Origin of the sequence: Corynebacterium anserum, assembly GCF_014262665.1 — a bacterium.
GTDB lineage: Bacteria > Actinomycetota > Actinomycetes > Mycobacteriales > Mycobacteriaceae > Corynebacterium > Corynebacterium anserum.
This window is the reverse complement of record NZ_CP046883.1, coordinates 856,047-881,395: the sequence shown is the minus strand read 5'-3', so window position 1 is coordinate 881,395 and position 25,349 is coordinate 856,047. Positions and strand designations below refer to the sequence as shown.

Annotated in this window: 22 protein-coding genes; 11 read left to right on the top strand and 11 right to left on the bottom strand. The window is 55.4% G+C overall.

The window, feature by feature from the left end; genetic code table 11:
- Positions 1-11: 11 nt before the first annotated feature.
- Genes nadA through GP473_RS03620 form a run of 3 tightly spaced genes read right to left on the bottom strand, consistent with a single transcriptional unit; the run spans position 12 to position 2,185 of the window.
- Positions 12-1,037 carry a quinolinate synthase NadA gene (nadA, locus tag GP473_RS03630; protein WP_186277157.1) on the bottom strand — a complete coding sequence of 342 codons (1,026 nt, stop codon included), beginning with the start codon at positions 1,035-1,037 and terminating at the stop codon, positions 12-14.
- Between the two features lie 29 nt (positions 1,038-1,066).
- A complete protein-coding gene (locus GP473_RS03625) occupies positions 1,067-1,588 on the bottom strand; it encodes a hypothetical protein (RefSeq protein WP_185769072.1) in 522 nt (173 codons plus the stop codon).
- The gene (locus GP473_RS03620; RefSeq protein WP_186277156.1) at positions 1,589-2,185 is read right to left on the bottom strand and encodes a hypothetical protein; all 597 of its coding nucleotides are present in this window, start codon (positions 2,183-2,185) and stop codon (positions 1,589-1,591) included. It abuts the gene before it with no gap.
- Positions 2,186-2,209: 24 nt separating this feature from the next.
- Between GP473_RS03620 and GP473_RS03615 the strand changes: the two genes are divergently transcribed.
- The 6 genes from GP473_RS03615 to GP473_RS03590 all read left to right on the top strand — a co-directional run bounded on the left by GP473_RS03615 (position 2,210) and on the right by GP473_RS03590 (position 9,628).
- Positions 2,210-2,716, top strand: a complete 507-nt coding sequence (locus tag GP473_RS03615; protein ID WP_186277155.1) for a TetR/AcrR family transcriptional regulator — start codon at positions 2,210-2,212, stop codon at positions 2,714-2,716.
- An 11-nt stretch (positions 2,717-2,727) separates the two neighbouring features.
- Positions 2,728-4,929, top strand: coding sequence for a glycogen debranching protein GlgX (gene glgX / locus GP473_RS03610; RefSeq protein ID WP_185769075.1), 2,202 nt, complete (start codon positions 2,728-2,730; stop codon positions 4,927-4,929).
- Entirely contained in the window at positions 4,926-5,669 is a 744-nt protein-coding gene (locus GP473_RS03605; protein ID WP_186277154.1) for a BRCT domain-containing protein, read from the top strand. The genes glgX and GP473_RS03605 overlap by 4 nt, the downstream gene beginning before the upstream one ends.
- A gap of 51 nt (positions 5,670-5,720) precedes the next feature.
- Positions 5,721-6,161 (top strand): hypothetical protein, encoded by a 441-nt coding sequence (locus GP473_RS03600; RefSeq protein WP_186277153.1) that lies wholly within the window; start codon positions 5,721-5,723, stop codon positions 6,159-6,161.
- A 5-nt stretch (positions 6,162-6,166) separates the two neighbouring features.
- Positions 6,167-8,506 carry a malto-oligosyltrehalose synthase gene (gene treY, locus GP473_RS03595; protein WP_186277152.1) on the top strand — a complete coding sequence of 780 codons (2,340 nt, stop codon included), beginning with the start codon at positions 6,167-6,169 and terminating at the stop codon, positions 8,504-8,506.
- Between the two features lie 153 nt (positions 8,507-8,659).
- Positions 8,660-9,628 carry a GTP pyrophosphokinase gene (locus tag GP473_RS03590; protein WP_185769078.1) on the top strand — a complete coding sequence of 323 codons (969 nt, stop codon included), beginning with the start codon at positions 8,660-8,662 and terminating at the stop codon, positions 9,626-9,628.
- Here GP473_RS03590 and GP473_RS03585 read toward each other — a convergent pair.
- Positions 9,625-10,011: an RNA-binding S4 domain-containing protein gene (locus tag GP473_RS03585; protein WP_185769079.1), complete on the bottom strand. Its 387-nt coding sequence runs from the start codon at positions 10,009-10,011 to the stop codon at positions 9,625-9,627. The genes GP473_RS03590 and GP473_RS03585 overlap by 4 nt on opposite strands.
- Positions 10,012-10,201: 190 nt before the next feature.
- Complete coding sequence (locus GP473_RS03580; RefSeq protein ID WP_186277151.1) at positions 10,202-10,861, bottom strand: IMPACT family protein; 660 nt, start codon at positions 10,859-10,861, stop codon at positions 10,202-10,204.
- 30 nt (positions 10,862-10,891) lie between these two features.
- Between GP473_RS03580 and treZ the strand changes: the two genes are divergently transcribed.
- Both treZ and GP473_RS03570 read left to right on the top strand, forming a co-directional pair.
- Positions 10,892-12,595 carry a malto-oligosyltrehalose trehalohydrolase gene (gene treZ / locus GP473_RS03575; protein ID WP_185769081.1) on the top strand — a complete coding sequence of 568 codons (1,704 nt, stop codon included), beginning with the start codon at positions 10,892-10,894 and terminating at the stop codon, positions 12,593-12,595.
- Positions 12,596-12,750: 155 nt separating this feature from the next.
- Positions 12,751-13,404 carry an LppP/LprE family lipoprotein gene (locus GP473_RS03570; protein WP_185769082.1) on the top strand — a complete coding sequence of 218 codons (654 nt, stop codon included), beginning with the start codon at positions 12,751-12,753 and terminating at the stop codon, positions 13,402-13,404.
- Between the two features lie 127 nt (positions 13,405-13,531).
- On the opposite strand, the gene GP473_RS03565 is transcribed toward GP473_RS03570, so the two are convergent.
- The gene (locus tag GP473_RS03565) at positions 13,532-14,614 is read right to left on the bottom strand and encodes a TIGR00730 family Rossman fold protein (protein WP_246394895.1); all 1,083 of its coding nucleotides are present in this window, start codon (positions 14,612-14,614) and stop codon (positions 13,532-13,534) included.
- 3 nt (positions 14,615-14,617) lie between these two features.
- A complete protein-coding gene (gene dnaE / locus GP473_RS03560) occupies positions 14,618-18,184 on the bottom strand; it encodes a DNA polymerase III subunit alpha (RefSeq protein WP_186277150.1) in 3,567 nt (1,188 codons plus the stop codon).
- A 100-nt stretch (positions 18,185-18,284) separates the two neighbouring features.
- On the opposite strand from dnaE, the gene GP473_RS03555 reads away from it, so the two are divergent.
- Entirely contained in the window at positions 18,285-19,463 is a 1,179-nt protein-coding gene (locus GP473_RS03555; protein WP_186277149.1) for an amino acid deaminase/aldolase, read from the top strand.
- Positions 19,463-20,782, top strand: coding sequence for a D-arabinono-1,4-lactone oxidase (locus GP473_RS03550; RefSeq protein WP_186277148.1), 1,320 nt, complete (start codon positions 19,463-19,465; stop codon positions 20,780-20,782). Before GP473_RS03555 ends, GP473_RS03550 begins: the two co-directional genes overlap by 1 nt.
- Positions 20,783-20,937: 155 nt before the next feature.
- Here GP473_RS03550 and rarD read toward each other — a convergent pair whose 3' ends face one another.
- Genes rarD through lspA form a run of 4 tightly spaced genes read right to left on the bottom strand, consistent with a single transcriptional unit; the run spans position 20,938 to position 24,236 of the window.
- The gene (rarD, locus tag GP473_RS03545; RefSeq protein ID WP_185769086.1) at positions 20,938-21,843 is read right to left on the bottom strand and encodes an EamA family transporter RarD; all 906 of its coding nucleotides are present in this window, start codon (positions 21,841-21,843) and stop codon (positions 20,938-20,940) included.
- Positions 21,840-22,697 (bottom strand): hypothetical protein, encoded by an 858-nt coding sequence (locus GP473_RS03540; RefSeq protein ID WP_185769087.1) that lies wholly within the window; start codon positions 22,695-22,697, stop codon positions 21,840-21,842. The genes rarD and GP473_RS03540 overlap by 4 nt, the downstream gene beginning before the upstream one ends.
- Positions 22,690-23,628, bottom strand: coding sequence for an RluA family pseudouridine synthase (locus GP473_RS03535; protein WP_185769088.1), 939 nt, complete (start codon positions 23,626-23,628; stop codon positions 22,690-22,692). The genes GP473_RS03540 and GP473_RS03535 overlap by 8 nt, the downstream gene beginning before the upstream one ends.
- On the bottom strand, positions 23,625-24,236 hold the full coding sequence (gene lspA, locus GP473_RS03530) for a signal peptidase II (RefSeq protein WP_246394894.1): 612 nt from the start codon (positions 24,234-24,236) through the stop codon (positions 23,625-23,627). The genes GP473_RS03535 and lspA overlap by 4 nt, the downstream gene beginning before the upstream one ends.
- A 79-nt stretch (positions 24,237-24,315) precedes the next feature.
- On the opposite strand from lspA, the gene GP473_RS03525 reads away from it, so the two are divergent.
- Positions 24,316-25,341, top strand: a complete 1,026-nt coding sequence (locus GP473_RS03525) for a DUF6263 family protein (RefSeq protein WP_185769090.1) — start codon at positions 24,316-24,318, stop codon at positions 25,339-25,341.
- Positions 25,342-25,349: the final 8 nt, after the last annotated feature.

Genomic DNA, 25,349 nt, shown 5'->3' with positions numbered 1-25,349 from the left:
GTGGCTCTCAATCACTCGCCGCTACCTGGGTTGCCAATAGCAATCATTCGCTCTACGGCCTGCCGGGCGGCAATAGCGGTGTGTTCGTCGACAGTCACCTCGTCCTGTCCCAGGGCCAAGCACCTGAGAAGTGCCGCTGGAGTAATCATTTTCATGTATGGGCACGCAGCGCGATCATTGACGGCCTTGAAGTCCACGCCTGGGTTGGCTCGACGCAACTGATGGAGCATCCCCACTTCCGTCGCAACCAAAACGGTAGATTGCCGGGTGGTTTTGGCGTGGCTAATCATCTCTCCTGTGGAAAGCATATGCACGCGTTCCTCGGGAACTGTCCCCTCCCCAGCGAGATAAATCGCGGAGTTTGCACAACCGCATTCGGGGTGAATGAATAGGTCCGCCCCTGGGTGGGAGTGGACTTGCTCAGTGAGCGACGGCCCAGAGATGCCCGCATGAACGTGACACTCGCCGGACCAGACATGGATGTTGTCCCGTCCCGTTTCGCGACGCACATGTGCCCCGAGGAACTGGTCCGGCCCAAAAAGTATCTCTTTATCCTTAGGCAGGGCATTGACCACATCTACTGCATTGGAACTAGTGCAGCACACATCCGTGAGAGCTTTTACAGCTGCGGTGGTGTTGACATAGCTCACCACCAGTGCATCCGGATGTTCAGCTTTCCATTCTGTGAGCTCTTCGGCGGTGAGGGAATCCGCCAAGGAACAGCCTGCATTGGCGTCTGGAATGAGCACTGTCTTTTCAGGACTGAGGATCTTGGCGGTTTCTGCCATAAAGTGCACACCGCAGAAGACGATGGTGTCAGCGTCAGTCTCTGAGGCGATGCGAGAGAGCGCCAACGAGTCGCCCACATGATCGGCAATATCTTGGATCTCCGGTAGCTCGTAATTATGGGCGAGGATCACTGCATTGCGTCGTCTGGCTAAACGGCGCACCTCGTCCGCCCAGAGATTGTCGGCGGTAATACCCGTCCATACACCATCAGTCTTGTGGATCTGTTCAAGAAGAGAGCTATCGGTCATGCTCGGCAATAATAGCCCAGCAGTAGCTTTTAGTTTTCAAAGGAATCCGGATCATCTACGACTGCACCGATCCAGTACGAGAGTACAGCGATGGTCGGCGCAACCAATACCACCGGCCATGCAGAGATGAAATCAACCACGTAGAAAACATCGCCAGGCTGAGTAACCGATCGGTCCATAGGATGCACGGCCTCAACAACACGCGCCCCTATGAGGATCGCCCACCACGCGCCAAAAAGAACCCAACAAAACAGCCACAGCAGCTGGGTTACTCCCCTACGCAGCGTAGTGTACGCCCACCTCGCAAGAGCAAAGCCCAGAACCACCGAACCCACGATGTACCAGGCATAGGCTTGAAATCCAGCGTCCACAGTCTCCGGAACGATTTCCGCTCCCGCATCAGCAGAAATCCGCACCTGGGTGGTGGGATACAACGCACCCCACAACGCGCCAGCTACGGTGAATACGACCACGGTGACCACAAAGAACAACGCCGCATCTGCCACCCCTTGTGGAAGGGATTGCAGGCGGCTACGTACCCGAGTTTTCATTTACGAACTCGGGCAGATCTTCCACGCTCCACCCTCACGGGTGAATTGCATTGGGTACGACCCCTGTGAGCTTTGAATATCGCCCGTCGCTTTATCCCCGTCGACCTTGACATTCGTCACGCCCTTAACGGTAGGGATCTCCTGTCCGGTCTCACTGACAGTTACCGGTTTTCCGTTGATCACGAAGGAATCCGCCTGGGCACGGAAACCTGCAGCGCCGCCGCGCGGCTCAAGGTAAGCCTCGCAGTAATTGTCGGCCACATAGTGGAAACGCGCAGACATGTTATCGCCGACATTCATGCCGTTGACGAGGGACTCGATCTGCTGCTGATCACTGCCCTCGTGACTAGGCACTGGCGCTGCGGTGGCTTCAGGCGGCAGGGGGCTGCTGCTCCCCTCCGACGCAGAATTCCCTTTCTGGGCTTCGGTCGAAGACTGCGGTTGCTCAGTTGTGGCCGTCGCAGAGTTGCTTGCCGAAACAGCTGAAGCTGAATTCTTGTCAGCAGAACTGTCCGCACTTTTTTCGTCGGACCCGCAGGCGCTCAATGCGAGTGGAGCCATGATCATGGCTGCCATGAGAATCTTGCGATACTTCATGTTTTGCAGACTACCCTGTAAGGCGTGCAGCTCAACACCCAGATCATCTTGGACAAGGCCACCGAAATCCTTTCCGATTACGGCCTCGGCGACCTCACCATGCGCAGACTTGCCCGCACACTCGACGTCGCTCCAGGCGCCTTGTACTGGCATTACCCCAGCAAACAAGATCTATTGGGTGCTATTGCCCTGCAGCTGTTGAACGCCGTTCCTACCCCGGACAGTGCCGATGTACAGGCGCAAGAATACTGCGTAGCACTCTACGAGGCACTCACCACGCTGCGTGACGGAGCTGACATCACTCTGACCGCGATAGCTTCACACACTGTGGAGCGCGATATTGTGGCCGAATTGGATTGCCTTGCCCCTCATAAGGGGCAAATTCTCTACCACTACGTATTCGGGGCCGCTCTAGATTTCCAAGCTAAGGAAAATGTGGCACTAGCACTGGGCAAACAGGATGAAAATGAGCTAGTGAGTGTGGATATTCGCCACGGTGTCGCAATGTTGCTGCAAGAAGATAATCGGTAGACTTTATAACTATGTCTTTTGGCTTGGCTGATAAGAGTGGTTTGCGCGCGCCTGGAGCTCCTTTGCTCGTCTGGCCCGGAGAGGCGTACCCCCTCGGCGCAACATTTGATGGCAACGGCACCAACTTTGCCATCTTCTCGGAAGTGGCCGACAAGGTAGAACTATGCCTTTTCGACCAACGTGGAATGGAAACCCGCATATCCCTCGAAGAAGTGGATATGCATATTTGGCACTGCTACCTGCCGGGTATCGTGCCAGGTCAGCGTTATGGTTACCGCATACATGGCCCCTGGGACCCAGACAATGGTCACCGATGCGACCCGTCAAAATTACTCATGGACCCTTATGGCAAGTCCTTCGACGGTGAATTCGACGGCCACCCCTCGCTGTTTAATTACGACCTCAACAACCCTTCCCAGCGCAACGAGGAGGACTCCGCTCCCCACACGATGCGATCAGTGGTCATCAACCCATATTTTGACTGGTCCAATGACCGCCGTCCCAACATTGAGAACCACAAAACGGTTATCTATGAAACGCATGTCAAGGGAATGACCGCCACCCTCCCTGGCGTCCCCGAACACTTGCGCGGTACCTACGCAGGACTCGGTCACCACGCCGTCATCGATTATCTCAAGGACCTCGGCGTAACATCCGTGGAACTAATGCCCGTCCACCAATTCGTCCACGACGACCGTCTACGTGAGCTGGGTTTACGCAACTACTGGGGCTACAACACTCTCGGGTTCATGGCTCCTCATCGGGACTATGCTGCGTCGAACTCAGCCGAAGGCACGGTGGCCGAATTCAAGCAGATGGTCCACAATTTCCACGACGCTGGTCTCGAAGTCATTCTCGACGTGGTTTATAACCATACGTCCGAAGGCAACCACATGGGCCCGACCTATAACTTCCGGGGCATCGATAACGCAGCCTACTATCGTCTCGTCGATGGAGACCGCTCCCACTACATGGACTACACGGGGACGGGAAACTCTCTCAACGTGCGCCACCCCCAGACGTTGCAGCTGATCATGGACTCCTTGCGCTACTGGGTCACTGAAATGCACATCGACGGGTTCCGTTTCGATCTCGCATCCACCTTGGCTCGCGAATTTCATGATGTGGATCGCCTCTCCGCATTCTTTGACCTCGTTCAGCAAGATCCGATTGTCAGCCAAGTCAAACTCATTGCAGAACCGTGGGATGTTGGCGAGGGCGGATACCAGGTAGGCAACTTCCCTACTTTGTGGAAAGAGTGGAATGGGAAATACCGCGATACCGTCCGTGACTTCTGGCGCGGCGAGCCCTCCACTTTGGGTGAATTCGCCTCGCGTCTCACTGGCTCGTCTGATCTCTACGCTGCCAATGGGCGTCGCCCCACTGCTTCCATTAACTTCGTCACAGCCCATGACGGTTTTACCCTCAATGACCTGGTCAGCTACAACGAGAAACACAATGCGGCAAATGGGGAAGATAACCGCGATGGCGAGTCTCACAACCGATCGTGGAACTGTGGGGTGGAAGGCCCGACGCAAGACGAGGCCATTATTTCCCTCCGTCGCCAGCAGCGACGTAATTTCCTCACCACACTGATCCTCTCTCAAGGCACGCCCATGCTCTCCCACGGTGATGAGATTGGCCGCACCCAAGAGGGAAATAATAATGTCTACTGCCAAGACAACGAGATTGCTTGGATGGACTGGGACAACATCGATGAGGACTTGTACTCGTTCACCCGGTACTTGCTGGCAATGCGTAAAGCACACCCGGTGTTCTGCCGTCGGCGTTTCCTAGCCGGTGGTCCGCTTGGTGAAGACGTGGCTGATCGCGATATTGCGTGGCTGACCCCTTCCGCCCGCCTGATGACCGAAGCCGATTGGTCTCAGCACTTCGGAAAGTCTCTGATGGTGCACCTTAATGGCAATGCGATCGCCGAGCCGGACCGTCAAGGTAGACCCATCACCGATGATTCTTTCCTGCTGTGTTTCAACGCGCACCACGAACCGATCGAATTCACCATGCCCGTTCGAGAATCCGTCATGCATGTGGAACCTGGCGAAGAAGGTCATTGGACTGTCGTCTTAGACACCCATCTCGATACCGGCGTACCGGAGAATGCACAGACCTATGCGCCGAAGGACACATTGAAGGTAGAAGGACGTAGCGTGGTTATCCTCCAACGCCCTGTGAATACGGTGGTGCACCCGTGACCGTTGCTCTCCCAGCTCGTGGCGCCGAAGTGACTATCACCGAAGAAGGTGTACAGATCACCCGATCCTTGCTGGCCTCTTCTCTGCTTCCCGACGCCAACATCGCTGCCTCTGAACTGGTCGGCTGGTATTTCCAGCAGCCCGATGGGCTGTCTCCGGGATATATCGAGCTGCTCACTGAGCACACGCGCACACGTCTGAATTTCTCCCCGACGCAGCTCTCACAATTTGCGGCGATTAATACCCGCTTGACCAACCTCCAAGCAGGGTACCCTCTCGACAATGCGAGCGGCACCGCAGTAGGACGAGCCACCGATTCCGCCACTGCTCCGCACTCCGGCAACTCCGCAGAGGACTCGACGAGGGCAGAGATGCCGTCGGAAAGGAAAGCCACAAAGACTGCACGGCCCCGCGCCCCCTGGTCCAAAGTGGCCACCCCCGATGAGATTCCGGAAGCAAATAAGGACGCAGACATCACCAACCCAATCTACGGGCATAATGTCACGGTCACCGGCGATGTGGAGCCGTACGATAAGAGCGCCGTGTGGAACATGATTGCGCAGGCCGGTGGCACAGTAGCCAAGAACGTCACCAAGAAAACAACAATGCTCATCGTGGGGCAGTGGGCCACAATGACCAGTAAAGAAAAGCGCGCACGCGAGCTCAAAGACAAGGGTCAGGATCTGACAATCATCACCTTCGATGAATTCTTGGCGATGGTCGGCGAAAATAAATTATAAAAAGCTGGCTCTTGCGCGAACCTATACGCCATCTAGAGAGTCTCATGAAATATGTTGACTCTCACGACGGCACCAGCAAACATCCTAAGCAATCCCGTTCGGGTTTCCGTGGGTAGTGGGCTCTCTGTCACTATCCCCGATGGCCCCGGTCGCCCCAGCGTTCGGTGGCATGAACGCGCAGAAATCATGCGGCATCGGCTCAAAGAGCTTTATGACCGCACGGGAGCAGCTCTGGAATGCAGGCGCGACGGCTCCTGGCTGGAAGTACGGGTCGTCGACGAGGAACTGCCTGCGTGCAGTCTGCTCACGCATCCGCGGCTCAGCGAACTACTTGTCGAAGCCTTGGAGATCCACTTTGGTGCTTTTCCGGCGGTGTACTACAGGGAGGGAAAAATTAGAGCCAGGGTCGCTGAGGACGCACCACACGTTGAGGGATGGATCGGGCCTTTGGACTTGTCTGCGGGCTACTGCATGGCACTTCCCCTAAAGTAGAAGGCATGTCTGCCACTTATCGACTTCAGTTGCGAGGACCCGGTTCTGACCCCGCCCAAGCTTTCACTTTTGCTGATGCGGAAAAGCACATTGAGTACTTTGCAAAGCTGGGAATCAGTCATCTCTACCTGTCTCCTGTACTCACCGCACCCGCGGATTCCACTCACAACTACGACGTCATCGACCCCACCACTGTCAACCCAGAACTTGGTGGTATCGAAGGGCTGCGTTCGCTAGCAGACGCGGCTCACAGAGTCGGCATTAAGCTGCTCCTGGATATCGTTCCGAACCACGTAGGAGTGGACACCCCACGGCTCAACAGCTGGTGGTGGGATGTCTTGAAGAACGGTCAAGACTCCGAATTCGCGGAATATTTCGATATCGACTGGTCCGAAGAAAACGGTGCAGGAGGCCGCCTCGGACTGCCCATCTTGGGAAGTGAAGAAGATACCGCTGCGCTAGAGGTCGATAGGGACGCCGGCGTGCTGCGCTACTATGAACACGAGTTCCCGTTGGCACCGGGCACTGAGGAGGGAACCCCTCAGCACGTTCACGATAGACAGCACTATCGCTTGATGTACTGGCGTGACGGCACTATTAACTACCGCCGTTTCTTTTCGATCAATGGCTTGGCCGGACTTCGGCAGGAAGACCCCATCGTCTTCGAGCACACTCACCGTATTCTCAACCAGCTCATCGCCGCAAACGTTATCGACGGTGTGCGCGTGGATCACCCCGACGGTCTAGCCGATCCGTTCGGTTACTTAGAGCATCTGCGCAACCTGATTGGCGAAGAACGTTGGCTGCTTGTAGAAAAAATCCTTGGAGTAACCGAGCCCCTCGACCCGCGTCTTCGCGTCGACGGTACCACAGGCTATGACGCCCTCCGCGAGTTCGACGGTGTTTTCGTCAACCGTCCTGTGGTCAAGAAATTCGATGCGCTGGCAGAAAAATGGACGGGGTCACAATGGGACAATGCCGCATTCGAAGCCGCCGAGATTGAACTCAAGGCAGATGTAGCCCGTAGCGAACTGGCTGCCGAGGTTCACCGATTGGCTCGCGCCGTGCGCAACGACAACTGGTCTACCTCCGGAGAGAATGTCTCCGATGACATGTTGGAAGAAACTCTCGTGGGTCTCATTGCCGCAATGCCAGTTTATCGCGCCGATTACCAATCGCTGTCCCGCGTAACGAGCACAGTCATCGCATCAATGGTGATCGAATACCCAGAACGCGCCGATGCCCTCGACCTCATCTCCACAGCTTTACTGTCCTTCGGTGAAGCAAATACTCGTTTCGCCCAGGTCTGCGGTGCAGTTATGGCCAAAGGCGTGGAAGATACAGCATTTTATCGAGGCTCTCGGCTCGTGAGCCTGCAGGAAGTAGGAGGGGCTCCTGGACGCTTTGGAGTCTCTCCCGCTGAATACCACATGCTCCAGGCGGAACGAGCCCGTCTATGGCCACGCACTATGACCACCCTCACCACCCACGACACTAAACGCGGAGAAGACGTTCGATCCCGTATTAGCGAATTGACCGAGGCTTTTGATGAATTCGCCGAACTCTGCGAAAAAATCCCTTATGAAGACGGCATGACGTGCCACTTCCTCCTGCAAAACATCATCGGCGTGTGGCCAACCGATGGAGTGGTCAGCGCTAACCTCCGCGAACGGCTTCATGATTACGCTGAAAAAGCCATGAGGGAAGCTGGTGTGCACACAACCTGGTTCGATAACAACGAGGAGTTCGAACGCTCTATTCATCGCTGGGTGGACTCCGTCATCGATGACTACGGCGACGACGTCACTGACCTCGTAAAGATTATCGATGCCGGAGGCACCGTCATCGCCAACTCTAAGAAACTCATCCAGCTTATGTCCCCTGGTATCCCGGACATTTACCAAGGCACCGAGTTTTTTACCGACTCCCTAGTGGATCCGGATAACCGTCGCCCAGTTGACTACGAGCAGCGCATGGATGCCATTGAACGCGTTTCTCGCGGTGACATCCGTAACAAGGACGACGAACGAATCAATCTGATCGCCAAGGCCTTGCGCGTGCGCACCAACCACAATCTAGATGAGGCCTCCTACCTTCCTGTCATGGCCCAAGGCGAGTTATGCCGAGCAGTATTGGGTATGATGCGCGGCAACAGCGTGATCACCCTCGTTACCCGTCGCCCGCTCACCGTCGAACGAGCAGGGGGTTGGGGCGATACGACCATCACCCTCCCTGACGGACTGTGGGAAGACCAGCTCACCAGTGGTTCCATGTGGCAGGGTGAAGTAAAAGCTACGGACTTGTTTTCCGAACGAGGGCAGGTGCTGCTGACGAAATTGGCTTAGCACAAGCTAATCCCTGACGTGGGCACCCACGGGCAACCCACGCTGCATAAACCTGACCCTGCGTGGCCATGCCCTTTTCCCACGCCGCACAGGCGACAACCGACGTCGAATGGTCGTGACTACAACCTCATCACCGATGAAAAGGATGCTTAGGTGCTTAACACCACGGATGCGCTTGCTCAATACGATCAATGGCGCGATAGGTACCCGACCGCATGCGCCGATGTCCGTGCGCTTATTGAGGATGCTCTCGATGATGCTGGCATCACCTACGACCAGGTCGTCGTCCGTACCAAAGAACGTGTGAGTTTCCTCGCCAAACTCACAAACCCGGATTATCCGAACTACACTGACATCGCATCCGCCTACGATATGCTTGGCGCACGCGTCATTACCTATCACTCCAGTAATATTCCACAGCTACTCACAGTGATAGAAAACATCTTCAGCGTCGAAACGGTAGTCGATAAAGCAGCAGAAACAGCTCGGCGCGGTGGCTTCGGTTATGCCTCACAGCATGTCATTGTCCGTGTGCCCCAACTAGATAATATGCTCATGGAAATCCAGCTACGCACCGTGCTACAACACGCATGGGCAGAGTTCGAGCATGATATCCGCTATAAGAATCTCTCAGGGTCCACGAACCCGGAGGTGCAACGTGCCTTCACTCTCGCAGCCGGACTTATCGAGCTGGCCGACCAACAGTTCGACTTAATAGCCAACCGCATCGATCAGCCCACAGATGCCTCCCTACTCGGCCCTGGCCCTATCGATGAAGTAACTCTCCCCCGGCTTCTCGCGGATATTTTAGGTGAGAACTACCCGGCGTCGAAGGTCGCATACTACGGTTACGCTGTCGACATGCTGGCGGCTCATGGCATCACTACCAACAATCAACTCCTCGCGCTGCTCTCCAAGGAAAATTTAGCTAAGCTGCACGCTGCCTTTGCCTACCCATATCCACCGGGACAAGTGCGCGTAGTGGATGACATGCTGCTGCTCACGTTCGGCCGCGAGCACATCAAAAAGACCGTACACATAGGAGACGATGCCTCGTCACGCCCGGGTCGTCTGGGCAACCGCTGGCAAAAAATCGGCCAGAAAACCCTGGAGATGTTCTAGGGCGAACGCCCCATAAGTCGATCCATCTGGCGCCTTTCTCTCTTGGTCGGCCGGCCTGCCCCGCGTTCACGGCGCGGCATCGACGCCACAATCTCCCGTGGCGGGGGCGGTGGGGATTTGTCAATGTAAGCCTCGCGGGCAACAGCCGGCCCCACGCGTTTGGAATGAAGCCTAGCCACCTCAACAATGTGCTCGCGGTGATTCACCCAGGCTCGCACCGTGTCCCCCACAACAACGTGTTGAGCAGGTTTCACGGCAATTCCGTTGACTTTGACATGACCAGCGCGCACAGCCTCCGCTGCGGCAGTACGGGTTTTATAGAGGCGGACAGCCCACACCCACGCATCAATGCGCACTGCCCGGCTACCGCTATCCCTCGTCACGACCAATCACCGCCCTGCGTATGCGCCCACGCCTACGGTTTGTATATGGCACTCCGCCTCACGCGTGCACTGGAACACTGGTTTATACGCTATGTGATGACCAATGTGATTGCTCAATGTCATAGACCCACTGTACTGCGGTGCTAGTACGCTGGCCGGTGAGCATCCGCGATACGCGTTATCTGTGGAACTACGTGCAAACGGGGATATCAACCCACGTGGTTCCCGCATTTTTGGGTGTCACTTGCCCGGAAGTGATTTTGGCTATTACACCGCCCATATCCACACCAGGCTTTACAGCCAGAGTCATCACTGCTTCCACCGTGTATTCCACATCCACGACATCCACACCAGCGTCTCGAATCTCGGCTTCGACACGACCAGCGTCGGCGTGTGGAACGGACACGGAGAACAGTTCCAACTGCTGGCGAGAAACCACGTCGATCTTGGACAACACTCCTTTCGTCGCATCGTGATACGCGCGAACCAGACCACCAGTGCCTAATTTCACACCACCGAAGTAGCGCACCACGACCACGGTAATGTCCAGGAGACCTGATCCGCGCAGCGCCTCGAGCATCGGTTGTCCGGCAGTTCCCGCTGGTTCTCCATCGTCGCTGGAACGCTCAATGGGCTGAGCCTTGTCCATATGAACTATGAACGCTGTGCAATGATGCCTCGCATCCGGGTAACGTGAGCGCACATCGTCGATAAAAGTACGAGCCTCCAGTTCGGTGGCTGTACGGCGAGCGATGGCGATGAATTGAGAACGTTTGACCTCCAATTCATCAACCCATTCGCTGTCGCGGGGACGCAGATAACTCACATTGGTTGCTGACTGTGCGGGCATTGTCCCATTATCGCAGTTAGGGTGGGAGGCATGTTTAGTGTGTGGGCTCCCAAAGCCGAATCTGTAGAGCTGGACCTCAATGGCACCCGTCGTGCAATGACTCGGGAAGGAGATTGGTTTGTCGCCGATTGCGAACGCTCGGTAGGGGCTCGCTATGGTTTTAGCGTGGACGGTTCGCCGGTGTTCCCCGACCCCCGTTCTCGGCGCCAACCCGATGGTATTCATGGCTTATCCCAGGTATGGGAGCCAAAACGCACCCCGGAACCGCTCGGCAGGCCGCTCAAAGGCGAAGTCATCTACGAAATGCATGTGGGAACTTTCACCCCAGAAGGAACGTTGGATTCCGCCATTGAACGCTTCAATGATCTCAAGGACGTGGGGGTCACCGCTATTGAGCTGATGCCTATCCAACCCTTCGGCGGACAGCGAAATTGGGGCTATGACGGAGTGAGCTGGCACGCGGTCTCTGAACTATATGGCGGCCCCGATGCCCTCCTGCGTTTCGTCGAGGCAGCCCACAACACGGGGCTAGCGGTAATCCTTGATGTGGTTTACAACCATTTCGGACCCGATGGAAACTACACAGGAGTTTTTGGTCCTTATACCTCCGGCGGCTCCACGGGCTGGGGTGAGGTAGTCAATATTCAGGGTCAGCTTTCCGACGAAGTACGATCCTACATCTTAGACGCGGTGAAAATCTGGACGAAAGAGTTCGGCATCGATGGGCTTAGGCTCGACGCAGTCCATGCCCTCGACGACGTGGGCGCGGTGAGCATCATCGAGCAGATGCGTGACGTCGCTGCCCCCAGCTACCTCATCGCAGAGACCGACCAGAACGATCCCAAGTTCACGGAGCGCTTTGGCGTGGCTCAGTGGAATGATGACGTGCACCACGCGATACACGCTGTGGTTTCCGGAGAAAAACACGCCTACTACTCCGACTTCGGCACCGTGGAAGTTCTCGCCACCACATTCCAACGTGTGTTCTGGCATGATGGTCGTTTCTCCACCTTCCGGGGACGAACCCACGGTCGAGCATTAGAAGATCCCGACTATTCCCAGTTCGTCGTATACACCACCACTCACGACCAAACAGGTAACCGGGCAGCTGGAGACCGTCCGAACATGAATCTCACCGTAGAACAACAACTTGCGAAGGCCGCGCTGGTGCTCACTAGCCCTTTTACTGTCATGTTGTTCCAGGGAGAAGAATGGGGCGCCTCTACCCCCTTCGCGTTTTTCGTTGATCACGAGGATTCAGAGCTCAACCGCCTGACTGCTGAAGGGCGCATGCGTGAGTTCGCACGTGCCGGATGGGATCCGCAGATTGTACCGAACCCGGCAGATGAGAAAACCTTCCTCGATTCCAAGCTCGATTGGAGTGAACGCACATCTGGAAGCCATGCGCGCGTACTCACTGCATATAAAGAATTACTGGCGTTGCGGAAAAAGCATAAGCTCTATGATGCTGAACTGATCGACGTAGCCTGGCACTCCGATGAAGAGCTATCCGGGCAACCTTTTACAGTCCCGCGCACCGAGGCCGGTGACGTCGATTACGAGGTGTCCGGCAGGTGGATCGAACTCACCTATCAAGCACCAGAATCCGTAGTGAGTGTGGTAGTGAACCTCAGCGATCAGCCAGCACGCGGTCTAGCAGGATGGGGCTACCGAGTGGATATCGAGCGAGACTTTGAGTGTGACGACGAAACAAGAAACCACTCAGGACGCTGAACCGGATACAGAGATCGGGGCTGCGAACCATATGCCGGCGTGAGGGGGGCTGATCTCCCCTCACACACCGCAGTACTTCCGCTAGTCACTTGCCATGCTATGAAGTATTTTTATGCAACAAGCAATCCACTTAGTTTCGTGAAAAGGAACCTCGCATGAGTCACAAGTTACAGAGAAGAATTATTGCCTCCTCCCTATCCCTCGTCCTGGCTGCGTTTTCCACCACTGGCTGCACGGGAGAAAACCACGAAGACTCCGCACATAGCGTCTCACCGACAGCGGATTCCCTTGCCTCACAAACTTCTAAGCACTCCGCAGAGCCTGCCGAAAGCCTCACAGAGAAAACCACACAATCTCCATCCACGAAGCCTGAGTGCACAACGGAAACGCTTGCGACCTCTGGCTTGCCATCGGGCTCCATCCCTTCGGAACACGAAACTCCATACACCTACAAAATCAAGGAAAATAAATTCGATCCCTGCGCGGATTTGAGCTTTGTTCTTCTCGAAGGGGTATTCGCCGCCCCATCTGACACCGCGGCATGGGAAAGCCCAATGTCGACGGTGGTCTTTTTCCACCAAGGGAAGGTTATCTACGACCCTTCACCAGACGTCTATGCCCGAGTTACAGAGATCACACCCCGTGGAAACGATTCCTTTACCATCAAACTGAAAGCTCCTGGCCCAGCTCTCATGTCACCTTGGGAAGATGGGGGGAGCGTCACCGCCAGCTGGATAGGAAATGGCTTAAAAGTCGACAAGTCGGCCTTAAATCCGAAGGCACAGATAAACAGCCAGCTCTACCTCTAGGAGTTGCATGAGCCCCGTCGACACTCACGCCAAGATGCCGTGAGCACGTCGAAAATTGCAACCAGGCCACGCCATAATGCACAATCAGCCACTGTCGCTCTACACTCGCAAGAAGCGTCTGGCAACTCTAGCGCCACTTGGGTCTCGGCGGAGTCCAATAGTTAAATCGCGACACGACCTCGACGGGATCGTCGATAACAAGAAGAGCATCGCGATCTGCCTCACGCACCAGACCAGCCTCGACCATGTGGTGGAGCATGTCCATCAGCGGTGCCCAGTATTCGCCGTCGACGAGCGCGATCGGCTTAGAGTGGATACCCAACTGCTGCCACGTCCACGCTTCCATCAACTCGTCCAGTGTTCCCGCACCGCCAGGTAATGCGATGAAACCATCAGCCAGTTCCACCATGCGCGCCTTTCGCTCGTGCATGGTGTGCACCACCTCGAGGTGAGTCAGGCTCTCGTGCGCCAATTCTCGGTCGACTAAGTCCCTAGGAATCACCCCAATGGCTGAGCCACCGGCGTCAAGGCAAGCATCGGCAACGGCACCCATGAGGCCTGCTTTGCCACCGCCATACACGAGTGTGACGCCTGCGTCTGCCAATGCTTTGCCGAGAGATACCGCCAGTGAGATGAACTCAGGTCGGGTGCCGAGTCGAGCTCCCGTGTAGACCGCGATAGTTTTCACCACGCGACGACCGTACATAGGCAACACAACATTGCGGATGAGGGGAGCGAGATCGTCCGGGAGTGTGCGTCCTTCAGAGAAGTCCAGCCACCTCATCTCCTCAATTTCAGCCGCGATCTGTACGTAAGAGTTCACTGGCTGGGTGTATTCGAAGAGGTGAGCCTCGATGACGCAACCGGCCTCGTTGGCAGCATCTTGTGTGTAAATCCCCACCAGCCGTAGTTTATCTGGATTGAGGTCTAGACCGATCTCCTCTTTGACTTCACGCACGGCGGCCTGATGGTCGGTTTCTCCAGCCTCCGGCTTTCCTCCTGGCTGAATGAAATTGTCTGTGCCCCGTTTACGTACGGTGAGTAGGCGCCCCTGGTCATCTCGCATTGCAACAGCGCTCACGACGATCGCATTAGGGGTTCCCGCAGCCGAGTTCATTCCCATCGTATTGCCTAACGTAATTTCTGTTGCACCGCCCGAACGGGTTCCCACCACGTCGGCCGATTGCTTGGTGACATCCTCTTTATCCATGTGTTAAGAAAAAATCCCTTCCCATGTCGCGGCCTTCAAATCTCCCATCAACGACGGCGATTTGTTCACCCGCATTTCCGGCGCCAGCATGTACTGGACTTCTTCTTCCCCGTCGACGACCGTCAGGTATACGTCGGAATCACCCTTATTCTGTGTCAATACTCGACGCAACCTCTCCATGTTTTCCGGTGTAGCCTGATCAACACGCATATGCAAGCGCAAGGGGACGCCAGTGCCTGTCCCCACGGACAGTTCTGCAGATTTGAGGTCTTCGCAAAAGAGACTCATGCGATCGTCTTTATAGCGAATGCGAGCCTTAGCCAACACAATGTTGTCTTCCACGATCTGTGGAGCCACCATCTGATAGGTCTTAGCGAAGACCAGTAATTCCACCTGAGCTCCGTTGTGGTCTTCCATGGTGGCAATCACCCAAGGACTGCCGTTGCGGTCCACGCGGCGCTCTACAGAAGAGATAATTCCTCCGATTTTAATTTCTTTATTATCCGGCAATTCCCCGGCAAGCACCTGAGGCAATGGAGTGTCTACTTGAGAATTCAAGGCGTCCTCAAAACCATCTAACGGATGGCCAGAGACGTAGAGGCCAAGCATGTCGCGTTCCAGCGCCAATTCATGTTTCCTCTCCCATGACTGGTCTGGCACAGCGATGTGGAAAGCATCACCAGTATCTTCAGCGTCGAGCCCCGCAAACAGATCAAATTGCCCCTTAGCAGCTGCTTTCTTGGTGGCTATGACGGAATCGACGGCATCTTCATGGACGAGTACCAGACCCTTACGCGGGTGTCCAAGAGAGTCAAAGGCCCCTGCTTTAATCAACGACTCGGTCACGCGTTTCGAACACGCAACGGCATCAATCTTGTCAAGATAATCAGAGAAATCCTTAAACAACCCCTTTTCCTCGCGGGAAACGATGATGGACTCCACTACTTCTTCGCCCACATTGCGCACGGCTCCAAGTCCGAAGCGAATATCTTGACCCACTGGCTGGAAAGTGTAACGCGACTCGTTAACATCGGGCGACAACACTTTAATACCAAGGTGACGGCAGTCAGCAAGGTAAATCGCAGACTTATCTTTTTTATCCGACACGCTGGTCAGCAATGCCGCCATGTATTCCGGCGCATAATTGGCTTTCAAGTATGCCGTCCAGAAGGACACAAGACCATATCCCGCTGCATGCGACTTGTTAAATGCATAACCAGCGAACGGAAGAATCGTGTCCCATAGTTGTTTAATGGCGGCGTCAGAATAACCGTTGGCCTTCATGCCGCTTTCAAAGGTCACGAATTCTTTCTCAAGAACTTCTGGCTTCTTCTTACCCATTGCTTTGCGGAAGCCATCCGCTTGGCCAGCGGTGTAATTGGCAACTTTTTGAGAGATCTTCATGATCTGCTCTTGATACACGATGAGGCCATATGTTTCTTCGAGGATCTCTTTGAGCGGCTCCTCCAGTTCCGGGTGAATCGGGACGATGGGTTTACGTCCATTCTTACGGTCTGCGTACTCCCAGTGGGCGCCGACACCCATAGGACCCGGACGGTAGAGAGCCAAAGCGGCCACGATGTCGTTAAACCCGGTCGGCTGCATGCGTTTAAGCAATTCCTGCATGCCTCCGGAATCCAGCTGGAACACGCCGAGGGTTTCACCGCGTGCTAGGAGTTCATAGGTGGGCACATCTTCGGTAGACAGGCCTTCCAAATCGAGATCGAAATCACGGTTGAGCTTGATATTTTCCAGAGCATCACCGATCACCGTCAGGTTGCGTAGACCCAGAAAATCCATCTTCAGCAGGCCGATCGCTTCGCAAGCAGGATAAGGCCAGCCTGTAATCAGCGCACCATCCTGTTTGCGTTTCCACATGGGAATGCAGTCGATCAGCGGCACCGAGGCCATAATCACGGCACATGCGTGCACGCCGGCTTGCCGTACCACGCCCTCCAGACCTAATGCATCGTCATAGATCTTTTTGACATCAGGATCCGTCTCTATGAGCTGACGAGTCTCCGCCGCTTCGTTATATCGCTCATGCTCCGGATCCATGATGCCGTGCAACGGGATGTCTTTAGCCATGATGGCCGGCGGCAGAGTCTTAGTGATACGGTCTGCTATCTGGAAACCAGCTTGTCCAAAGTGCGCACGGGCGGAATCCTTGATGGCTTGCTTGGTCTTCACCGTGCCGAAGGTGATGACCTGGGCAATCTTGTCTTCACCCCACCGATCAGACGCATAACGGATCATCTCTGAACGCCGACGGTCATCGAAGTCGATATCGATATCCGGTGCCGATGGTCGTTCCGGGTTGAGGAAACGTTCAAACAACAGGCCGTGCTCTATGGGGTCAATGTTCGTAATGGTCAGTGCATAAGCCACGAGTGCACCTGCCGCAGATCCACGACCCGGACCTACACGAATGCCTACCGAACGGGCGTGCTTTACCAACTCTGCGACGATGAGGAAATAGGAAGGGTATCCCTTCATATCAATCACGCCGATTTCATATTTCGCCCGGTCGATGTACTCCGCCGGTACTTCTCGCCCCTCGAAACGTTCTTCGAGTCCCTTCATCACCTCATGAGTGAGCCAACTGGTCGGAGTGTGCCCCTCGGGCACTTCGGCGATCGGCATGCGATCGTGTGGATGTTCTTCCCAGACTTCGCCATAGTCTTCCACTCGCTCAGCGATCCATAGAGTGTTATCACATCCATCGGGAACAACGTGATCCCACTGGGCCCGAATATCTTCCGCGGTACGCAAGTAATAACCCGAGCCAGAGAATGCAAAACGCTTGCCACCGTTGTCGATCGTTGGTTCGTCCATGGTGGAACCAGACTGCACACAGAGCATCACTTCATGAGCGGGCGCCTGGCTTTCCAACACATAGTGGCAGTCATTGGTTACCAGTGGAGGAATTTTGAGCTTTCTACCTATTTCCAGAAGTTCATCTCGCACTCGCTTTTCTATGTCCAGGCCGTGATCCATCAGTTCAAGGAAGTAGTTGTCCTTGCCATAGATGTCTTGCCACATTCCCGCGGCTTCAAGTGCTTTATCAAACTGCCCTAGACGCAATCTGGTCTGCACGTCCCCGGAGGGGCAGCTGGTCGTCGCAATAATGCCCTCAGAACGCTCTGCGACAAGTTCCGCATCCATACGCGGCCACTTGCCTAACTGCCCTTCATAAGAAGCCATAGAACTCAAGTAGAAAAGGTTACGCAGACCGGTGACGTTTTCTGCCATCATCGTCTGGTGCAAATAGGCTCCAGAGGCAGACACATCATCGCGTTTTTGTTCCGGTGTGCCCCACCGCACACGGTTCATGTTAAAACGAGAGTCCGGCGCCATGTAGGCCTCGATGCCGATAATCGGTTTGACGCCTGCCGCCTTCATGGCACGGTAGAAAGCATCCGCACCGTACATATTCCCGTGATCCGTCATGCCTACCGCTGGCATACCCTGGCGGAGTACTTCTTCCGCCAGCATGTCCACTTTAGCCATGCCGTCCAGCATTGAGTATTCAGTGTGGTTGTGGAGATGCACGAATGACGACTTACCCATAATCGACAACAATACTCACTACGAGACACTCGAAAAATTCTGTTTTCGCGTATTTCCATTTCCAGAGACAGAGTCGTCACTCACCCGTAGGGTTATAGGGGTGAAAGCTGAAATCCGCACTGCTGTAGAGCACCTCGACGCCCCCTTTGCCGTCCTGGATCTCGACGCCGCTCTAGCCAACGCTGCTGATATGGTTCGCCGCGCCGCCGGCACTCCCATTCGCCTGGCCAGCAAATCCATCCGTATCAGACAGCTCATCTCCACCATTCTCGAGCAACCCGGTTATGAAGGCGTCCTCGCCTACAACCTGAACGAAGCAATCTGGCTAGTGGAAACGGGAACCAGTGACAACGTCTTGGTGGCCTACCCTAGCGCACATAAAGAAGCTATCCACCGTCTCATCACGGACGAACACCTCTGTCGATCCATCACCCTCATGGTCGACAGTGTCGAGCATCTTAACTTCATCGACTCAGTTGTTCCTCCCACGGAACGGGGCCGTTTGCGAATCTGTATAGACGTCGACGCCAGCCTGGAGATCGGCAAGTTCCACATCGGAGCTCTTCGCTCTCCGCTCCGTTCGGCGGAGGAAGTACGCGACTTCGTGCGGTGCGTCCGCAGTCGTGCCGGGTTCACCATCGTCGGACTCATGGCATATGAGGGCCAAATCGCCGGGACTACGGATACTTCCCCGGCCATCGCACTCATGAAGAAATTGTCTGTTAAAGAGCTCGCACAGCGCCGTGGTGAGATCGTCGATGCAGTCTCTGAAGAACTACGTAAAGCTGGTTTGCCACCGCTGGAATTCGTCAATGGCGGAGGTACCGGCTCCATCGAAACCACTTCCGCGGAAACGTCCGTCACGGAAATTGGAGCGGGGTCGGGAATAATCGGCTCAGCACTATTCGACCACTACAAGAATTTCTCCCCGCAGCCCGCTGAGTGGTTTGTTGTTCCTGTCGTCCGCCGACCGACGCCGACCACGGTCACTGTCGCAGGTGGAGGCCGAGTGGCGTCGGGCCCCGTCGGGAAAGACAGGCAACCGGTCGTCGACTGGCCCGAACAACTCAAAACCAATCCGCTTGAAGGCTTCGGAGAAGTACAAACGCCTCTCACAGGAGAAGCAGCCCGTACGTTGCACATCGGCGACCATGTATGGATGCGCCCCTCCAAGGCAGGAGAGCATACCGAATATATAGACAACATTATGGTTGTAGCCAACGGAGAGGTGGTCGACGAATGGCCAACTTACCGCGGCGAAGGAAGGAGCTTTGTCTAATGAGCACTACGTGGAGCAACTGGTCCGGTGCAGTCACATCACATCCGTCTCGCTTCGTACAGCCCGCCACTGAAGCTGAAGTCATACAGCTAGTGAAAGAAACCGCCGATTCTGCCGGCCGCCTCAAGGCCGTGGGAGCAGCGCATTCCTTCACCCCGGTAGCCCAAACCGACGGTACGCTCGTCAACCTGGATAAGATGAGCGGACTAGTGGCTTTCGATAAAGAAAAAATGACAGTCACCCTCCGTGCGGGCACTCGACTGCGCGACTGCCCAGCGATTTTGCGCCCCCTTGGCGTGGCGTTTGCTAATCAAGGCGATGTGGATCCTCAATCCATTATTGGCGCTATCAGCACAGGCACCCATGGTACCGGTGTGGGGTTCACCGGATTTGCTGGCATGGTGCGCAGCTTCCGCATAGTCACCCCAGATGGTGAGGTACATGCCTGCCATCCCGATGCTCCAAACCCACTAGACCGCGAGCTGTTTGATCTCTGTCGCATCTCTCTGGGGGCTTACGGCATTATCACCGAAGTGGAGATGGACGTCGTTCCGACCTTCGTGCTCGAAGCCAAAGAAGCCGCCGAGCTCCTCACCCCGGTGATCGAACACTTCCCGGAGCGTGCACACGCTGTAGATCACCTCGAATATTTCTGGTTCCCGAGAACTGACGTAGCCCATGTGAAGACTAATACCCGCCGACCAGGTGACACCCCAACGAGACCTATTCCTCGGTGGAAAGTTGCTATCGATGATGATCTTCTCGGCGGCATAGCTTTCGGATTCATGAACAAATTGTCCGGCGTGCTTCCCCGACTGACTGGCCCCATGCTCCAGCTCTCAGCACAAGGCTTGGCTCAACGCGAGTATTCAGATCTCGCTCATGATGTGTTCGTCACACCGCGTCGCGTGAAATTCAACGAGATGGAGTACTCCGTTCCGCTAGCTGACGCCACCGAGGTTCTCAAAGACGTTCACCGAACCATTAACCGTATGGATGAGCAGGTTCTCTTTCCTATCGAGGTGCGTGCCACAGGTGCCGATGACGTGCCCCTATCCACGGCTAAGGGCCGCGAATCGTGTTATATCGCGCTTCACCGGTATCACAAGCAGGATCAGTGGGCATATTTCCGCCGCATTGAACCGATCTTTAAAGCAGCGGGCGGGCGGCCTCACTGGGGCAAAATGCACAGCCTGAACCACGAGGATTTGTTGGAGCGGCACGAGGATCTCGCCCGTGCCGCGGAGCTACGCGGGAAGATCGATCCCCTAGGTGTATTTCGAAACGCGATGGTCGACCGCATTTTCGGCTTAGTGTGAGGTCCAGCGCCTCGCGTGTTGTCTGTCGTCCGGTGTCAGGCGTGATTCCCTGGCGTGGTGTGAGGCTCAACGCCTGGGGCACTATCCGGTGACTGACGTACTGTCCGGCTCAGCGCTGCAGTCTCACTACCTGGACCACAGCCCTGCACCCTTCCTCATGCCGATGCCGCTTCGCTATCTTGCAAGCTAGTCAGCTTGCGCCTAGCACGCCGTGAGTTCTGCGTCTGGCGTAGCAGGTCATAGACGAAAATGACGAGTGCGATCCAGATGATGACAAACCCCACCCAACGCCCTGGCTCGATGTATTCCTTGGTGACGAACACAGCCCACAACATCTGCAGCATGGGAGTGAAGTATTGAATCATCCCCAGGCTGGTCAGAGTCATTTCGTGTGCAGCCCGTGCAAAGCATAACAATGGTAGTGCAGTCACCACACCGGCCAGCATCAACAAGACAGTATGCGAAGTCCCCTCCTGAACAAAAGTGCTTCTTCCCTGAACCTGTAGATACAGTATGTACATCACACCGAACGGAGCTAAAACAGTAGTCTCCGCCATCAAAGAAATCTGTGGCGACAACCGGATTTTCTTTTTAATGAGGCCGTAAACGCCGAAGCTGAAAGCCAGTCCCAGGCTGATCCACGGTGGATTCCCCAGCATGATGGTCATGATCACCACAGCAATGAAGGCCAATCCAATAGCGATCCTCTGTAGCCCGCTCAGGCCTTCCCGAAGGACGAGAACGGCAAGCATCACGCTCACCAACGGGTTGATGAAATACCCTAGAGCGGCGTCAGCAACATGATCGTTGTTGACCGCATAGACATAAAGCCCCCAGTTCACAGAAATCACTGCCGCAGCCGCAGCCACAAGCAACCACTCTTTCTGCGTAATTGCCCGAAGTTTCTTCGTGGCACGGATGACGAACAAAACCACAGCCATAAAAACAAAAGTCCACACCACTCGATGCGAGAGAATCTCCACAGGTGCAGCTGGTTTCAGCAGTGGAAAGAAAGCTGGGAACAAGCCCCACATTCCATAACAGAGTAGACCCCAGATCATTGCTGCCTAGCTTCTCCTTCATTGCGGGCGCTCAGATTCGGGGCGAGTTCAGGTGCCGTTGCCGGTGTCTGAGCAGGAACGGGCGCCCCGGATGGTTCCGACATGTCAGATGGTGTGGGCGTATCAGATGGTGTGGCTGGAGACGTCTGCGCCGATGTCTCCCCCTGTCCATTTCCACTGTGACCCACAGGCGGTGCGTACGGCGAATCCTCTTGGACAAGTGGTTGCACACCAATGCGCCCCCACACTGCATCAGGATGGGCAGCCTCCACGCAGTACACTCCCGGCCTTTTGGCTAATTCACGCAACTGTTCTGGTGCTCCATAAACGAGCACGCTGTCAAAGCGCAGGTCCTCAGCTCGTAGGCCAGAGCCCTTTGCCAAGGTGTTCACCGCACGGTTAAACACATCGATCCGACGCAATCCAGAGGCAGGCTCTGGCAGCGGCACCTGAATCGGCCCGAGCAGCAACGTACTCACCCGCATATCGAGATCCTTGAAAATATCCGCCAACTCCTGCGCATTCATACTGTGTTGCAGGCTCAGAAGCGCCCAGCGGGGACTATCCCCCTCCATTTGTTCCAAGGTGTTGTGAGCGTGGCGCTGATAATCCTCCCGGGATACACCATAAGCACCCAGAAGATCCCCATTAATGTTTTGTGGCTGAGAGATACGATCCGACTGCGACAAAGCCAATACCGCAATGAACAGCCCCACAACGCAAAAGAGCGACAGATAGGCCACCCACGCTGGTTTGCGAGTATCGTCCCACTCATGGCGCCGCCGTCGTTTTTTGTTCTCTGGAACTGACTGCGACATGCGAGACTTAATGGCTGCGGCACTATGTTTAGGCACCGTTGGCCTCCCTCAGTCTCTTCAATGCTTCAGCCAAGTCTGCTGGATACGGAGATTCCACAGTCATGAACTCTCCATTAGGGTGCGGAAAGCCCAAAGACACAGCATGAAGCCATTGGCGAATCAGCCCGAGGCGTTCTGCCAGGTGCGGGTCGCACCCGTACATCGGATCTCCCACCAAAGGATGGTGCAACGAGGAGAAATGTACGCGAATTTGATGTGTACGACCGGTCTCCAGTTTCACTTTGAGCAAGCTAGCTTGCCGGTGAGCTTCGAGGGTGTCGTAGTGTGTTACGGCATGCTTGCCATCCTCGCGCACAGCAAAACGCCACCCTGCGCTGGGATGACGGCCAATCGGAGCATCGATGGTTCCGCTCGTTGGGTCAGGATGCCCCTGGACGAGTGCGTGGTAGGTCTTGGTTACTTCACGGTTACGGAAAGCACGCTTCAACACCGTATACGCCCGCTCGGATGCTGCCACGATCATCACGCCAGATGTGCCGACGTCGAGGCGTTGAACGATGCCTTTGCGCTCCGGGGGCCCAGACGTGGAAATGCGGAAACCGGCAGCCGCCAGTCCTGCGGTGACTGTCGGACCTTCCCATCCCAGAGTGGGATGCGCTGCAACCCCCACGGGTTTATCCACGACGATGACATCGTCATCCGAATACAAAATGTCCATGCCCTCCACGTGCTGTGGAGGCTCGGCCGCCAAATCGCGTGGCGGTTCTGGCAAGGTGACGTCGAGCCACGCACCTGCAACGAGTCGATCAGACTTGCTTACGGCTGCACCGTCTTGCAGTACGTCACCGCCGACTGCCAACTCTGCAACGGCTGTACGAGAAAGCCCCAAAAGCTTAGACAAACCCGCATCAACGCGCATTCCCGCCAGACCATCGGGCACCGGCATCACACGGTTCTCACGGCTCATCGAGGCATGTCCTCCCTTCTTTCTGCTGCCTCTATTCCTTTTCCGCTGCCACTCGCATCCGAAAGTCTGCACTCGTCATTGGCCGCGTTGTCGCCATCAGCAGCGGGTGGGTTTGCACGCTCAGAAACTGACTTGTGACGTCGTGGTTCGACGAATAGGGCGAACAGGAGATAGACCACAACACCCACGGTGATCGCTGAATCAGCAATATTAAAAATGGCGAAGCTTCCGAAAGATAAGAAATCCACCACATGTCCGTGCAAAGCACCGGGAGCGCGGAAAATACGGTCAATGAGATTGCCTGCTGCACCTGAACCGATGAGGATCGCCGGTACCGCGGTCCACCACGAGCGTGCGCGAAAAAGAGCAATTAGACACACGACGGTGGCAGCAATTTGGATCACGGAAAAGATAAGTGTGGCATCCACCCCCATGGAAAAGGCTGCGCCGGGATTACGTATCAGGAACAGGCGAAAGAAATTACCAAACACCGGATACGCCGTGCGGGGCTCCAGATTCTCTACGACAAGCCACTTTGTCAGCTGATCAATGGCCACAATGAGAAGCATTAGTAATAGGGCCGGCCCCGTCACACGTTTGGAAGTCACGCAGACAGTCTAGTCCCCTAACCACTAATGCCTGGAACCACAGCGGTATTCGGAGGGGCACCTGTTAGGCTATGGAACCGTGGCTAATCGAAAGACCCGTCGAACATTGGCGCTCACCGCCCTTTTCTGTCTGTCTACGTTGACCGCTTGTGGCGAAGACTCAAACACCCATGCCCAACCAGTCAATGCTCCTGTCGAGGGTGTCACCGTGCAGTTGTTGAATGCAGGTGAGGGCTCTGCACAGCCACTCGTGTGGTTCACGGGTCCCGACGAGCAAAAGGTGAAGTTTTCCTTCACTCAGGGACTTGAACAAAAAACCCTAGTTGATGAAGAAAAGCTAAAGAAACAGCAGGCCGAAGACCGTGCTAAGCAGAGCGCTACGCAATCGTCTGATTCTTCCGCGTCGACCACTGCTCCAAGCTTTACCACCGAGAGCAATACCGACGATCTCGACGTTCCCTATGACGAAGTCACCATGGATCTCCCGCTGACCACCAACATCCACACCGATGGTCACGTACGCACCAGCACCGTCACCGTGGGGCGACCCTCAGGCAGTAATACCGAGCGTAACGAGGATGTGGCTACCGCCGAGGGATTCACGATGGTCACGGAACAGAACCTGAACGGCCGAGTTCAGAACCGGAATTTTTCTGCCCCTGAATCTGCAACTGACTCCGCTCGTGCCAGTGTTGAACAAGCACTCACCAGAATGAATGACGTGCCGATCATTTTCCCCGACGAGCCAATCGGTGTGGGAGGCAAGTGGAAAGTATCCAACCGCATCGATGAAAACGGCACATCCATGTTGCAGGACATCATCTACACACTGTCAGAGCGCCAAAACAAGACGGTCAAGCTGGGAGTGGAAGTCAAACGTCGGCCAGCGACCAAACAGCTAGCGGACACTGATCTGGAAGTTCTCGATGTCAGCAGCGAATCGACAGGGCACATAGTGCTCAATCTGACCCATGCTCTGCCTGAACGAGGTTCGGTGAAAGTTACGACCACAACCACTTATGGTCAGAAAGATTCCGCAGTAAAAGTTATTCAAACCACGATGGCAAAAACATCCTGGGCACAATCTGAGGAAAAACAGGACTAAAGCTGAGT